This is a genomic window from Pseudonocardia sp. MH-G8 (genome assembly GCF_002262885.1).
Taxonomy (GTDB): domain Bacteria; phylum Actinomycetota; class Actinomycetes; order Mycobacteriales; family Pseudonocardiaceae; genus Pseudonocardia.
The window spans coordinates 428,610-441,560 of sequence record NZ_NKYF01000001.1 but is presented as its reverse complement, the minus strand read 5'-3'; the positions used below and the strand labels follow the sequence as shown (position 1 = coordinate 441,560).

General features: G+C 72.5%; 13 protein-coding genes. 5 read left to right on the top strand and 8 right to left on the bottom strand.

Annotation, left to right across the window (positions count from 1 at the left end):
- Positions 1-338: 338 nt before the first annotated feature.
- Positions 339-623 carry a DUF485 domain-containing protein gene (locus CFP66_RS02005; RefSeq protein ID WP_094920017.1) on the top strand — a complete coding sequence of 95 codons (285 nt, stop codon included), beginning with the start codon at positions 339-341 and terminating at the stop codon, positions 621-623.
- Positions 623-2,320: a cation acetate symporter gene (locus tag CFP66_RS02000; RefSeq protein ID WP_094920016.1), complete on the top strand. Its 1,698-nt coding sequence runs from the start codon at positions 623-625 to the stop codon at positions 2,318-2,320. The genes CFP66_RS02005 and CFP66_RS02000 overlap by 1 nt, the downstream gene beginning before the upstream one ends.
- A 149-nt stretch (positions 2,321-2,469) precedes the next feature.
- On the opposite strand, the gene hppD is transcribed toward CFP66_RS02000, so the two are convergent.
- Positions 2,470-3,663 carry a 4-hydroxyphenylpyruvate dioxygenase gene (hppD, locus tag CFP66_RS01995; RefSeq protein ID WP_094920015.1) on the bottom strand — a complete coding sequence of 398 codons (1,194 nt, stop codon included), beginning with the start codon at positions 3,661-3,663 and terminating at the stop codon, positions 2,470-2,472.
- 137 nt (positions 3,664-3,800) lie between these two features.
- Between hppD and CFP66_RS01990 the strand changes: the two genes are divergently transcribed.
- Positions 3,801-4,298 carry an Lrp/AsnC family transcriptional regulator gene (locus CFP66_RS01990; RefSeq protein WP_094920014.1) on the top strand — a complete coding sequence of 166 codons (498 nt, stop codon included), beginning with the start codon at positions 3,801-3,803 and terminating at the stop codon, positions 4,296-4,298.
- Between the two features lie 33 nt (positions 4,299-4,331).
- Here the strand turns inward: CFP66_RS01990 and CFP66_RS01985 are convergent, their stop codons facing one another.
- From CFP66_RS01985 to CFP66_RS01970, 4 genes are read right to left on the bottom strand one after another with little or no spacing between them, the layout of a single operon-like run.
- Entirely contained in the window at positions 4,332-5,120 is a 789-nt protein-coding gene (locus CFP66_RS01985; RefSeq protein ID WP_094920013.1) for an ABC transporter ATP-binding protein, read from the bottom strand.
- Complete coding sequence (locus CFP66_RS01980) at positions 5,117-6,163, bottom strand: iron ABC transporter permease (protein ID WP_094920012.1); 1,047 nt, start codon at positions 6,161-6,163, stop codon at positions 5,117-5,119. Before CFP66_RS01980 ends, CFP66_RS01985 begins: the two co-directional genes overlap by 4 nt.
- Positions 6,135-6,902 carry a trans-aconitate 2-methyltransferase gene (locus CFP66_RS01975; protein ID WP_094920011.1) on the bottom strand — a complete coding sequence of 256 codons (768 nt, stop codon included), beginning with the start codon at positions 6,900-6,902 and terminating at the stop codon, positions 6,135-6,137. The genes CFP66_RS01980 and CFP66_RS01975 overlap by 29 nt, the downstream gene beginning before the upstream one ends.
- Complete coding sequence (locus tag CFP66_RS01970) at positions 6,899-7,879, bottom strand: ABC transporter substrate-binding protein (RefSeq protein ID WP_198961205.1); 981 nt, start codon at positions 7,877-7,879, stop codon at positions 6,899-6,901. Before CFP66_RS01970 ends, CFP66_RS01975 begins: the two co-directional genes overlap by 4 nt.
- A 235-nt stretch (positions 7,880-8,114) precedes the next feature.
- Here CFP66_RS01970 and CFP66_RS01965 point away from each other — a divergent pair, with 235 nt between their 5' ends.
- Complete coding sequence (locus CFP66_RS01965) at positions 8,115-9,380, top strand: MFS transporter (RefSeq protein WP_198961204.1); 1,266 nt, start codon at positions 8,115-8,117, stop codon at positions 9,378-9,380.
- Here the strand turns inward: CFP66_RS01965 and CFP66_RS01960 are convergent, their stop codons facing one another.
- Complete coding sequence (locus tag CFP66_RS01960; protein ID WP_094921387.1) at positions 9,381-9,992, bottom strand: hypothetical protein; 612 nt, start codon at positions 9,990-9,992, stop codon at positions 9,381-9,383. It abuts the gene before it with no gap.
- A gap of 97 nt (positions 9,993-10,089) precedes the next feature.
- On the opposite strand from CFP66_RS01960, the gene CFP66_RS01955 reads away from it, so the two are divergent.
- Positions 10,090-10,632: a dihydrofolate reductase family protein gene (locus tag CFP66_RS01955; protein ID WP_094920009.1), complete on the top strand. Its 543-nt coding sequence runs from the start codon at positions 10,090-10,092 to the stop codon at positions 10,630-10,632.
- Between the two features lie 89 nt (positions 10,633-10,721).
- Here the strand turns inward: CFP66_RS01955 and CFP66_RS01950 are convergent, their stop codons facing one another.
- Both CFP66_RS01950 and CFP66_RS01945 read right to left on the bottom strand, forming a co-directional pair.
- On the bottom strand, positions 10,722-11,540 hold the full coding sequence (locus tag CFP66_RS01950) for a class I SAM-dependent methyltransferase (RefSeq protein WP_094920008.1): 819 nt from the start codon (positions 11,538-11,540) through the stop codon (positions 10,722-10,724).
- Between the two features lie 63 nt (positions 11,541-11,603).
- Positions 11,604-12,950 carry an NAD(P)/FAD-dependent oxidoreductase gene (locus CFP66_RS01945; RefSeq protein ID WP_094920007.1) on the bottom strand — a complete coding sequence of 449 codons (1,347 nt, stop codon included), beginning with the start codon at positions 12,948-12,950 and terminating at the stop codon, positions 11,604-11,606.
- Between the last annotated feature and the right edge of the window lies 1 nt (position 12,951).

Below are 12,951 nucleotides of genomic sequence, written 5' to 3'. Positions count from 1 at the left end.
CCGGCGTGTCGCTCGTCAGGACGCTCGTGTCCACCCGAATGGAGGGCGAGTGCGGGCGAACGCCGGGTTTCGGCTACACCACGTGGTCTTACGTCGGGTACTGCGTGACGCCGACCACCGCGACCCTCGTATCTTCACCCGGTCGGGTCGCCCCGGATGTCCGGGGGCTGCCGACCGTGCCCGGAGTTCGATCTTGCAGGGTCGGTGCCGCGGAACCGGGTGGTGCTGCGGTCGTTGCACCGGGCTGCAGGCAGGTCGCAGCAGTCGCGTCGCGGAGATGGGGACGGTGCCGGGTGAGATCCCTGAACTATCGGGATGAACGAACGGTCCACGAGCAGATGCAGGACACGCCGGAGTTCGCCGAGCTCCGCTCGCGGCTGCGCCGGTTCGTGTTCCCGATGAGCGCGGCCTTCATGCTCTGGTACCTCGCATACGTCCTGCTGGCGTCCTACGCGCCGGAGTTCATGGCGATACCGGTGTTCGGCAACATCAACGTCGGGATCGTGGTCGGGCTCCTGCAGTTCGTCACGACGTTCCTGATCACCGGGCTGTACGTGCGGTACGCCGACACCCGGCTCGACCCCGTCGCGGAGAAGATCCGCACGCGCATGGAGGGCTACTGATGTCCCTGCTCGCCCAGGAGGCACCGGCGCCGGACCAGATCGGCAGCCCGATCATCAACATCACGGTGTTCGCCGCGTTCGTGCTGGTGACGCTGGTGGTGGTGTTCCGGGTGAGCCGGGGCAACCGCACTGCCTCGGACTACTACGCGGCGGGCCGGTCGTTCACCGGCCCGCAGAACGGCGTGGCGATCGCGGGTGACTACCTGTCGGCGGCGTCGTTCCTCGGGATCGCGGGTGCGATCGCTGTGAACGGCTACGACGGGTTCCTCTACTCGATCGGCTTCCTGGTGGCGTGGCTGGTGGCCCTGCTGCTGGTTGCCGAGCTGCTGCGCAACACCGGCAAGTTCACGATGGGGGACGTGCTGAGCTTCCGGATGCGGCAGCGTCCGGTGCGTGCGGCGGCGGCGACCTCCACGCTGGTGGTGTCGTTCTTCTACCTGCTCGCGCAGATGGCGGGCGCGGGCGCGTTGATCGCGCTGTTGCTGCAGATCCCGAACAGCGACACCCTCGGCCAGGGCATCGTGATCGCCGTCGTCGGCCTGCTGATGATCACTTACGTGCTCGTGGGCGGGATGAAGGGCACCACCTGGGTACAGATCATCAAGGCGGGACTGCTGCTCGTCGGCGCGGCGACGATGGTGGCGTGGGTGCTCGGCCGCTACGCGTTCGACCTCTCCGCGTTGCTCGGTGACGCGGTCGAGGCCAACCCGACGATGGAGACGAGCTCCGGCGAGGTCAAGGAGCTGGGCGAGCGGCTGCTGATCCCCGGGCTGCAGTTCGGTGCGTCCGACCTCGCGAAGATCGACTTCTTGTCGTTGGGCCTGGCACTGGTGCTGGGCACGGCCGGCCTGCCGCACATCCTGATGCGCTTCTACACGGTGCCCAACGCCAAGGAGGCGCGGCGCTCGGTGGTGTGGGCGATCTGGCTGATCGGCATCTTCTACCTGTTCTCGCTGGTCCTGGGCTACGGCGCGGCCGCGCTCGTGCCGGGGGGCGCGCAGCGCATCGCCTCGGCGCCGGGCGGCACGAACTCCGCGGCACCGCTGCTGGCCTACCAGCTCGGCGGGGAGCTCATGCTCGGGATCATCTCGGCGGTCGCGTTCGCCACGATCCTCGCGGTCGTCGCGGGCCTGACGATCACGGCGTCGGCGTCGTTCGCCCACGACGTCTACGCCAACGTGCTCAAGCGCGGCACCGCATCGCCGGACTCCGAGGTACGCGTCGCGCGCCGCACGGCCGTGCTCGTCGGCGTGGTGGCGGTGGCGGCCGGGATCCTGGCCCGCAACCAGAACGTGGCGTTCCTGGTGGCGCTCGCGTTCGCGGTGGCGGCGTCGGCGAACCTGCCGACGATCCTCTACTCGCTGTTCTGGAAGCGGTTCAACACCGCGGGCGCGCTGTGCAGCATCTACGGCGGCCTGGGCATCAGCGTGGCGCTCATCGTGCTCTCGCCCGCGGTGTCGGGCAGCTCCACCGCGATGATCCCGAGCGCCGACTTCGCGATCTTCCCGCTGGCCAACCCCGGCCTCGTCTCGATCCCCGCGTCGTTCCTGCTCGGTGTCGTCGGCACGTTCCTCGGCCGCAAGGACGACCGGGCCGCCGCCCGGCACGCCGAGATGGAGGTGCGGGCGCTCACCGGGGCCGGCTCGGAGAAGCCGGCGGCGCCGAAGACGATGCCGTTCCCCAAGATCATGGTCTAGCGAGTGGACCCGGCACGGGCCGGTTTCATGATCAGGTCGACTTCAGGGCTGTCGCCGCGAGATCCCACAGCCCCGGTGTCGATGTGACCATGAAGAACCTTCCGGCGGTGATCGTCGGACCGATCATGCAGTGCTCCCGCTGAGTCGGGCTAGAAGTTGCCCCGCTTGGCCTGCTCGCGCTCGATCGCCTCGAAGAGGGCCTGGAAGTTGCCCTTGCCGAAGCCGAGCGAGCCGTGCCGCTCGATGAGCTCGAAGAAGACGGTGGGACGGTCGCCGATCGGCGTGGTGAAGATCTGCAGCAGGTAGCCGTCCTCGTCGCGGTCGACGAGGATGCCGCGGGCCTGCAGTTGCTCGATCGGTACCCGGACCTCGCCGATGCGGGCCCGCAGCGCCGGGTCGGTGTAGTACGAGTCGGGTGTGGCGAGGAACTCGACACCGGCCCCGCGCAGCGCGTCGACCGTGCGCAGGATGTCGTTCGTGGCCAGCGCGAGATGCTGGGCGCCGGGGCCGCCGTAGTACTCCAGGTACTCGTCGATCTGCGAGCGCTTCTTGCCCACGGCGGGCTCGTTGAGCGGGAACTTGACCCGGTGGTTGCCGCTCGCGACCACCTTGCTCATCAGCGCGGAGTAGTCGGTGGCGATGTCGTCGCCCACGAACTCGGCCATGTTCGTGAAGCCCATGACGCGGTGGTAGAACGCCACCCACTCGTCCATCCGGCCCAGTTCGACGTTCCCGACCACGTGGTCGAGGGCCTGGAACAGCCGCTCGCGCTTCGGTGCGCCCGAGGTGCGGGCGATGTAGCCGGGCAGGTACGGACCGGTGTAGCGGGAGCGGTCGACGAGGCTGTGGCGGGTCTCGCCGTAGGTGGCGATCGCGGCGACGCGCACGGTGCCGTGCTCGTCGGACACGTCGTGCGGCTCCTCGAGCACCCTGGCGCCCTGCGCGCGTGCGTGGCGGACGCAGCGGTCGACGTCGGGCACCTCGAGCGCGATGTCGACGATCCCGTCGCCGTGGCGGCGGTGGTGCTCCAGCAGCGGGCTCGCCGGGTCCACGCCGCCCTTCAGCACGAACCGGACGGCGCCCGAGCGCAGGACGTAGGAGTGGTGGTCGCGGTTGCCGGTCTCCGGCCCGGAGTACGCGACCAGCTCCATGCCGAAGGCCAGCTGGTAGAAGGCGGCGGCCTGGGTGGCGTTGCCGACGGCCCAGACGACGGCGTCCCAACAGGTCACCGGGAACGGGTCGCCCGCCTCGTCGTACTCGACGAGCCCGACGAGCTGCTGCAGCTGGTCGAGGTCGAGCTCGGCCAGGCGCTCCTGGCTGGTGAGGGTCTGGTCGATGCTCATCGTGGCCTCCCGGGTGCGTCGTCGGCTCGGCCCAGGACAGCTCATGGCAGATGTACTGCGCAAGTACTCTCGTCGCAGCTGGTCGGCCTGATCGGATTGCGCGCCGGAACCGGCGGTCAGCTGTACAGTCTGCGCAGATGGAGCTCGACGCGCTGGACCTCGATCTGCTCACGGCACTGCGGGCGAGCCCGCGGGCCGGCGTGCTGGAGCTGTCGCGCACCCTGGCCGTCGCACGCGGCACGGTCCAGGCGCGGCTGGACCGGATGGAACGCGTCGGCGTGATCACCGGCTACGGGCCCGACGTCGACCTGGCGGCGGCGGGCTACCCGGTGCAGGCGTTCGCGACGCTGGAGATCGCGCAGGGCGAGCTGGAGGACGTCGCGGCGGAGCTCGCCGCCCTGCCGGCCGTCCTGGAGGCCTACGCCATCACCGGCTCGGCGGACCTGCTCTGCCGGCTGGGCGCCTCCTCGCACCAGGACCTGCAGGACACCCTGCTCGCGCTGGGCCGCAGCCCGACGATCGCGCGCTCCACGAGCATGGTGGTCCTGTCGACGGTGGTGGCGCCGAGGGTCCTGCCCCTCTTGCAGATGCACCCCCGCACGGGCCCAGCGCGCGCCCCCGCATACCGCGACTGATGCACCTTGGAGCCTCACTGCTGTTCGCAGAAATCAGCAGTAAGGCTCCAAGGTGCTGGGGAGTGCGGTGAGGTGGATGCGGGGCCTGCCGTCGCTGCCCGTCGTGATCTCTGCGCCTACGCCGTACACCTTCTCGAGCAGCTCCGGGGTCAGCACCTGTGCCGGCGGCCCGGCGGCGTGCACGGCGCCCTCGTGGAGCACGGCCACGGCGTCGCAGTAGCGGGCGGCCAGGCCCACGTCGTGCAGGGCGGCGACGACCGTGCGCGGGCTCGCCGCGAGCAGTTCGAGCACGGCGAGCTGGTGGCGGACGTCGAGGTGGTTGGTGGGCTCGTCGAGCAGCAGGACGTCCGGGTCCTGGGCCAGGGCGCGGGCGATCGCCACGCGCTGGCGCTCACCGCCCGACAGTTCCGACCACCGCCGGTCGCGCAGCGCCCCGGCGTCGAGCAGGTCGAGCGTGTGCTCGGCGCGGCGCACGTCGTCGGCGGCGAGGGGGCCCCAGCGCGCGCGGTGCGGGATCCGGCCGAGCAGCACCGCGTCCAGGACGGTCATGTCCACCTCGGTGGCGCTCTCCTGGGCCAGGAGGGCGATCCGCCGGGCGGCGGCGCGGCGGGGGAGCTCGCGCAGATCGCGCCCGTCCAGCCGGACCGCCCCGGCGTCGGGTCGGTGGACCCCGGCGAGGAGGCGCAGCAGCGTGGACTTGCCCGAGCCGTTCGGGCCGAGCAGCCCGACGAACGCCCCGGCCGCGACGTCCAGGTCGACGCCGTCCAGCACGAGCACGTCCCGGCCGACCGACCAGCGGACGCGCCGCGCGTCGATGCTCACGACCCGGTCCGCCTGCGCCGCAGGATCACCGCGAAGACCGGGACGCCGACCACCGCGGTGACCACCCCGACCGGCACGTCCTGGGGTGCGAACACCGACCGGGCGGCCGTGTCGGCCCACAGCAGGAACACCCCGCCCAGCAGCGCGCACACCGGCAGTAGCCTGCGGTGCCCGGCCCCGACGAGGAACCGCGCCGCGTGCGGGACGACCAACCCGACGAAGCCGATCGCGCCGCTCGCGGCCACCAGCGCGGCGGCGGCCAGCGCGGTGGCGGTGAACAGCAGCAGCTGCGTGCGCGCCGGCGGCACCCCGAGCGCCGCGGCGGCCTCCTGACCGAACGCGAACGCGTCGAGGGCGAGCGCGGCCGACCAGCAGGCGGCGAGCACGGCGGCCACCACCGCGGCGCAGGTGAGCACCGTGGTCCAGTCCGCGGCCGCGAGCGACCCGAGCAGCCAGAACGTCACGCTGCGGGTGGCGTCGGCGTCCGCCGAGGTGATCACGATGAGGCTGGTGACCGCGCCGAACAGCTGCGACGCGGCGACGCCGGCGAGCACCACCCGCGTGGAGCTCACCAAGGACCGCCCGGCCAGCGCCAGCACCGTCGCGAACGCGATGAGGCTGCCGAGGAAGGCGCCACCGGACAGGGCGAACGCCCCGGCGCCGGCGCCGACGCCGAGCACGAGCACGGCGACGGCTCCGGTGGACGCCCCCGAGGAGATGCCGAGCAGGTACGGGTCGGCCAGCGGGTTGCCGGTGAGGGCCTGCAGGACCGCCCCGCACACCGCGAGCCCGGCGCCGACGAGCACGGCGAGCAGCACCCGCGGCATCCGCAGCTGCCAGACGATGCCGTCGTGCAGCGGGGGGAGCGGGCGCAGCGGCAGCCCGAGGTGCACCAGCACCGACCGGGCCACGTCGGTGACGGCCAGGTCCGCCGAACCGAGGGTCACCGCCACCGCGATCGACAGCACGAGCGCCACCGACCCGGCCACGGCGACCACCGCCGCGCGGCGGGGTTCAGCGACGCGCGAAGACGACGTGGTCATCGAGGTACTGCCACACCGTGCCCACCTCCGCGAACCCGGCGGTCCGCAGCGCGGCGAGGTGCAGGTCCAGCGGGGAGTGGGGCTGGGGTGGCCGGTCGGCGAAGCGCTGCTCGCGCAGTGCCACCAGCTCGGCCAGGTCGGGCAGCTGCGCCGCCTCGGCCCACCAGCCCTGCCAGTCCGGCACCCCGGCGGTGAAGGCCTCGTCCTGGCACCGCCGGTCGTGGGCGGCCGAGATCTCGCGCAGGGTCGGCGCCCGGTCGTCGAAGCGCAGGTGGTCGGCGTTGAGGAACACCGCGCCCGGCGCCAGCATCCGGCCCAGCTCCTCGTAGACGGCCAGCAGCCGGCCGGGCGCGAGCCAGTGCAGCGCCGTGGAGCTCAGCACCGCGTCGAACCGCCGTCCCCCGAGCGCGTCCGACCAGCCGGGCCGGGCGAGGTCGACGTCGAGGACGGTGGCGCGGCCGCCGTGGCCGGCCAGGGCCTCCTCGGCCACGCGCGTCAGCACGGGGTCGTAGTCGACGGCCACGGTGGTGGCGTCGGGGAACCGGCGCAGCACCCGGTCGGAGATCGATCCCGGCCCGCAGGCCAGGTCGAGGACCGTCGGGGCGGCCGGACCGTGCAGGGCCAGCACGTCGAGCATGACCTCGAAGCGGTTCTCCCGGTGGGCGACGTAGGCCGCCTGCTGCAGCTCCCAGCGTTCGAGCAGACGCCGGTGGGTGGCGTCGGTCGTCGGTGCGCTCATGTTCCTACCTCCTGAAGTCCCGCGCTCACGGCTTCCACCGCGGACACGCTCCGGATCGACGGGTCCAGCGTCGAGCCGGGAACGACGATGAACGCGCCCTCGCGGACGGCGCGCAGCTGCGACGCCACCGGGTGCGCGCGCAGAAAATCGATCTTCGACTGGGCGCTGTCGCCGTCGCCGCCCCGGGTGAGGTCGGCGAGCACGAACACGTCCGGGTCGCGCTCGGCGATCTCCTCCCAGCTGCCCTCCACCCAGGCCTGCGGGGCGTCGTCGAACGCGTTGCGGACGCCGACGACCTCGCTCATGGTGGCCGCGAGCCCGCCCGAGCCGGCGACGTGCGGCGTGCTGGTGCCGGAGTAGTACCAGAGGACCGACCGCTCGGGCGTGCTCGTGCCCGTGGCCGCCGCGAGGCGCGCCCGCTGCTCGGCCACGAGCGCCGCGGCGCGCTCGGGCACCCCGAAGACCGTGCCGATGTCGGTGATCTCCTGCATGATCGCGTCGAACGGCACCGGCCCGGGCGCCCGGTCCGGGCAGCTGTGGGCCGACAGGTAGGCCGGCACGCCGAGCGCGGCGAGATCCTCGCGGGAGCCGGCGGCCTCGGGCGCGTAGGCCGACGCGAACGTCGAGTAGGTGAAGTCGGGCTCGGCGGCCAGGAGCGCCTCGCGCGCGGGGTACTGCTCGGCGAGCACGGGCACGCCGGCGTAGGCCTCGGCGAGCTCGTCGAGCACGGGGTCGGTCCGGTAGCTCGTTCCGGCCATCCGGTCCGCGAGCCCGAGCGACAGCATGATCTCGGTGGCGTTCTGCTCGAGCGCGACGGCGCGCTGGGGCGGTGCGGCGAACGCGAGGGTCTGCCCGCAACTCTGCACGGTGGTGGCCGCGCCCGGGCCGGCCGCGGCCGGCACCGGCGCACCCCCGCACGCGGCGAGCGCCATCACCGCCACCGATGCCACGCCCATCCAGGTGGCAACGATTTTCATGAGCAGGACTCTAACCTGCTTCCTCCACGGCCCGGCGGGAGGCTAGCCTCGGGGCAGCAGGACCCCCGAGGAGCTGAGAGATGCCCGGCCAACCCCGCACGCGTTGACGTCCTAGGTCGTAGCGACCTGTCACCGCGTGCCGTCCCGTCCACGGCACAGCGAACTCCTCCTTGCGCTGCTCCCGGTGCGCCTTCGTGGCGCGTCGGGTGGTGGCGCACCACGTCAAGGGGTCCCCGTGCCGTCTGCTCCTCCCGTGCGCCTGTGGCGCGACCGTGATTTCCGCAAGCTCTGGGCAGGCCAGACGGCCTCGCAGGTCGGGGAGCACGCCGGCCGGGTGGTCCTGCCGCTCGTCGCGGTGGTGGCCCTCGACGCCGGTGCCGACCAGGTGGGTGTCCTGCGCGCGGTGGAGCAGGCCCCCATCCTGCTGTTCTCGCTGCTGGCCGGCGTCTGGGTGGACCGGTGGCGGACGCGCACCGTGATGGTGCTGGCCGACGTCGGGCGCGCCGCGTTGCTGGCCGCGATCACCGTCTCGGCCGTCCTCGGCCTGCTCGGGATGCCGGTGTTGCTCGTCGTCGCGTTCGCGGTCGGCGTGTTCACGGTGTTCTTCGACGTGGCCTACCACGCGTCCCTCGTGCGGCTGGTGGCGCGCGATCAGCTGATGCAGGCCAACAGCGCTCTCGAGAGCAGCAGGTCCGCCGCGCAGATCGGTGGGCCCGCGCTGGGTGGGGCGCTGGTGTCGCTGCTCTCGGCCTCGACCGCCGCGCTGGCGAGCGCCGCGCTCTTCGCGGTCTCGGCCCTGTCGCTGCGCGGGATCCGCCGGCGCGAACCGATACCGGAACCCGGCGAACGCCCCACCCGGATCTGGCGGGAGATCGGCGACGGCCTCCGGTTCGTGGCCCGCAGCCCCTCGTTGCGCGCGGTGGGCCTCGCCTCGGCCGCCTACCAGTTCTGCTTCGCGGCCCTGATGACCGTCTACCTGCTGTTCCTGGTGCGGACCCTGGACCTGTCGGGTGCGGTCGTCGGTCTGGTGCTCGCGGCGATGGGGCCGGGCGCGGTACTGGGCTCCCTGCTGTCCGCGGGCCTGCCCCGCCGGTTCGGCTACGGCGTCGTGCTGGTGTCCTCGGCGGCGCTGGCCGACGTCGTGCTGATGTGCGTCCCGGCGGTGCACGGCTCGGGTGTCGCCGCGGTCCTGCTGCTGATGGCGATCAACTTCGTGTTCGGCGCGTGCAGCCAGGTGGTCAACATCATCACCGCGGTCGTCCGGCAGGCCGTCACCCCGGTGCGGGTGCAGGGCCGGGTCGTGGCCACCATCAACTTCGTCGGGATGGGGCTGATGCCGTTCGGATCGCTGTGCGGCGGGTACCTCGGCGAGCACTGGGGACTGCGCACGAGCCTGCTGGTGGCCGCGATCGGCCTGGCCCTGTCGCCGCTGGTCCTGGCGCTCTCCCCGCTCGCGCGTCTGGGCAGGTCGCTCCCGGTGGCCCGCTGTCGCGCAGCGTAGTCAGAAGAAGTCCAGCCAGAAGGGCACGGTGCCCCGCGGCTGCCACCGCTCGTCCGTCCGGTCCAGCCCCGGGCCGCCGAACTCCTGGTGCACGTATTCGGCCAGGTCCATCCCGTAGTAGATGATGTCGGTCTGCCAGATCGACAGGACCGGGTGGCCGAACGTCCCGCGGCCGCCGGGCAGGCACCGGTGCGCGTACACCGGGATCATCCGGGGCACCCGCGCGAGCTGCACCCGGGCGATCTCCAGTGCCAGATCCGGGTCGGCCGGACGTTTCCCCCAGCTGTGATGCCAGACCACGTTGTGCTGCACGTCGAAGAGCACCCCGTCCACCGGACGGCTCAACCGGAGGCGCAGGTCGTCGGGGTCGCCGCCGCGCCACTGCGGCCACGGATCGCGCGTCCGGATCACGCCCTCCTCCTCGAGGTGCGGGCCGTTCAGCGGTAGTGCGGTGGCGAGGAACGCGCGGTGGTCGTCGGCGAACTCGAAGCTGTGCTCGTGCTCGATGCGCGCGAACTCGGCGTCGGTGAGCCCCGGACCGAACTCGCAGCAACCGGTCCGCGCCAGCGCACGCGCGGCCTCGACCCCGAGCCGAACCCCCTCGCCGGTCACATCGCGACCGTAGCCCTTTCGCGGTGCGCGATGAGTTCTCGCGCCGCCGTAGGTCGGTACGGGGAACGGATCGGACACCCGCAGCGAGGAGCGCACCATGGGCAGGATCGTCTCGAACTTCTTCATCTCCCTCGACGACGTCGTCGAGGCGCCCGACCAGTGGCACTTCCCCTACTTCAACGACGAGATGGGCGCCGCCATCGGCGCGGGGATGGAGACCGCGAGCGCGTTCCTGATGGGGCGGCGGCTCTACGACGAGTGGTCCGAGTACTGGCCGAAGAGCGACGACGACACGTTCGCGCCGTTCATCAACGGGGCCACCAAGTACGTCGTGTCGCACACCCTGACCGAGGCCGGCTGGAGCGGCACCACCGTCGTCTCCGGTGACATCGCCGCCGAGCTGACCAAGATCAAGGAGCGCACCGAGGGCGACATCGCCATGTCCGGCAGCGCCACCCTCGTGCGCTGGCTGCTGGCGAACGACCTGCTCGACGAGCTCAACCTGCTCATCCACCCGATCGCAGTCGGCCACGGGCAGCGGTTGTTCGAGGACACGCCGACCCACCCCCTGCGGCTGGTCCGCAGCACGACGTTCACGACCGGCGTGCTGCACGCGGTGTACGCCCCCGCGGACAGCTGACCGAGCCACCCACGCTCACACACCGATCGTGGTGCTCGCACACCGACTGCAGTCGGTGTGCGAGCGAGGAAGTCGGTGTGCGAGTCGACTCAGAAGCGGTAGCGCAGGATCCGGCCGACGTCGCGCAGGCCCGGCATGCGGGCCAGCACCGCCATCTGCACGCGGCCGGCGCGCGGGAGCAGGTCCATCCCGGGCATGTCCACGCTGCGCAGCGCGTCGGTCAGCACGAGCCCGTCCTGCCAGCCCTCGAGCTCGCACGGGTCGTCGATGGCCCAATGCAGGGTGGCGCCCGACCGGCGGACGGCAGGCACCAGTTTCTGCAGTCGGATCCCGGCCGTGCCGTAGCAGTCGAAGAGCAGCTCGCCGCTCGGGAACCGGCCGGTGATCCGCTCGATCAACCGCCGCCCGTCGGACTTGCGCAGGTACATCGTCAGGCCCTCGAAGACGGCGACGGTCGGGCGGTCGGCGGGAACGTCGTCCAGCCAGCCCTCGTCGGTCACCGAGGCGGCGACCATGCGGTAGTCCCCCTCCGGCGGATCGAGCAGCCGCTCGCGCAGGGCGATGACCTCCGGGTGGTCGACGTCGACCCACCGGACGGACGGGCCCGCGGCGAGCCGCTGCGCGCGGGTGTCGAGCCCGCAGGCCAGGTGCAGCACGGTGGCCTCGGGGTGGGCGGCGAGGAACTGCCGCGTCCAGCCGTCGAGCTGCCGTGCACGCAGGGCGACGCCCGCCGCGGTGGTGGCGGTGATCCCGGTGCGGCGGAAGTCGTAGTCGATCCGCCGCACGGCCCGCTCGGCAGCGTCGTCGTGCAAGATCGACCGGGATGCGCGACTGTCCAGCGCCCGCCCGTAGAGGGTGGCGAGCAGCGTCTCCGGCGCGCCGGAGAGCGTGACGGTCTCCCGGTCCACGGCGGCGACACTAGTCGGTTCCCGGCCCGAAGTTCAGGAAAGCCACATTCATGTCCTGCAGGTTCATGAATGTGGCTTTCCTGAACTGCCGGCGAGCTCCGGCGACGCCGTCTCCAGCGGCACGTTCGGTGCGCGGACCAGGCCCAGTTGCACCGTCTGGCGCGGCAGCACGGCCTCCAGCAGCCAGTCGGCCGCCGTGCGCGTGCGGTTGCCCGGCATCGACACCAGGTGGTAGCCGCGGGTCACGGCCTTCGCGGGCAGCCCGGACAGCGGGACGTGCAACGGGTTCGCGGCGGCGTGGCGCCCGCCCAGCTCGACGACGAAGCCCAGGTGGTGGTGGCGGTAGCGGCGGGGGGTGCCGAACCCGAGCGAGGCGGCGACGTTGTTGCCCGCGAGCCTGCCCTGACGCACGGCGTGCTGCGCGGTCATGGCCGTGACCTCGCCGGGACGGGTGAGGTCGGGCACCGCGGCGGCGTCCCCGCAGGCGAAGACGTCCGGGTGGTCGGGCACGGTGAGCTGGGCGTCGACGCAGAGACGGCCCTTCTGCGTCGGCAGCCCGACCTCCTCCACGAGCGGGTCGGGCCGCACCCCGACGCACCACACGAGCGTGCGCGTCGGCACCTCCTCGCCGTTCGTCAGCCGGACGCACTCACGACCGGCTTCCTCCACCGACTCGCCCGTGCGCACCTCCACGCCGCGCTCGCGCAGCACCCGGTCCGCCGTCCGGGAGAGCCGCTCGTCCAGATCGGGGAGCACCCGGGGTGCGGTGTCGAGCAGCATCCATCGCATCCGCTGCCCGTGCAGCTCCGGCCGGTTGCGGACCAGCGCGTCGGTGAGCAGCGGGCCCTGCGCCGCCACCTCGGTGCCGGTGTAGCCCGCGCCCACCACGACGAACGTGCAGCGGGCCTCCCGCTCCCGCGGGTCCTGCGAGGTGGACGCCAGCTCGACCTGCCTCGTGATGTGGTCACGCAGGTAGAGCGCCTCCGGGATGCCGCGGAAGCCGTGCGCGTGCTCGGCGATGCCCGGGATCGGCAGCAGTTTGTTGACGCTGCCGGCCGCGAGGACCAGGCGGTCGTAGCCCAGCTCGCCGCGCCCACCCTCGGGGTCGGCCCAGCCGATCCGGCGCCGTGCGAGGTCGACCGAGTCGACCTCGCCGAGCACCAGCCGCACCCCTGGCAGGGTCGCCGAGAGCGAGACCGTGACCCGCCGCGGGTCGAGCACACCGGCCGCGACCTCGGGCAGAAGCGGCAGGTAGAGGAAGTAGTCGGTGGGGTTGACCAGCACGATCTCGACCGCGTCGCCGACCCGCGCGGACAGCGAGCGCGCCGCGCTGTGGCCGGCGAACCCGCCTCCGACGATCACGACGCGTTGCCGTGCGCCTGGTTCCGTGCCTGGCTGTGTCCCCGTCATG

Excerpts from the sequence above, each read along its gene's own strand:
- CFP66_RS01990 (WP_094920014.1), top strand. The coding sequence starts at position 3,801 with ATGGAGCTCGACGCGCTGGACCTCGATCTGCTCACGGCACTGCGGGCG.
- hppD (WP_094920015.1), bottom strand. The coding sequence starts at position 3,663 with ATGAGCATCGACCAGACCCTCACCAGCCAGGAGCGCCTGGCCGAGCTC.
- CFP66_RS01980 (WP_094920012.1), bottom strand. The coding sequence starts at position 6,163 with ATGACCACGTCGTCTTCGCGCGTCGCTGAACCCCGCCGCGCGGCGGTG.
- CFP66_RS02000 (WP_094920016.1), top strand. The coding sequence starts at position 623 with ATGTCCCTGCTCGCCCAGGAGGCACCGGCGCCGGACCAGATCGGCAGC.
- CFP66_RS01955 (WP_094920009.1), top strand. The coding sequence starts at position 10,090 with ATGGGCAGGATCGTCTCGAACTTCTTCATCTCCCTCGACGACGTCGTC.
- CFP66_RS01975 (WP_094920011.1), bottom strand. The coding sequence starts at position 6,902 with ATGAGCGCACCGACGACCGACGCCACCCACCGGCGTCTGCTCGAACGC.
- CFP66_RS01970 (WP_198961205.1), bottom strand. The coding sequence starts at position 7,879 with ATGAAAATCGTTGCCACCTGGATGGGCGTGGCATCGGTGGCGGTGATG.
- CFP66_RS02005 (WP_094920017.1), top strand. The coding sequence starts at position 339 with ATGCAGGACACGCCGGAGTTCGCCGAGCTCCGCTCGCGGCTGCGCCGG.
- CFP66_RS01945 (WP_094920007.1), bottom strand. The coding sequence starts at position 12,950 with ATGACGGGGACACAGCCAGGCACGGAACCAGGCGCACGGCAACGCGTC.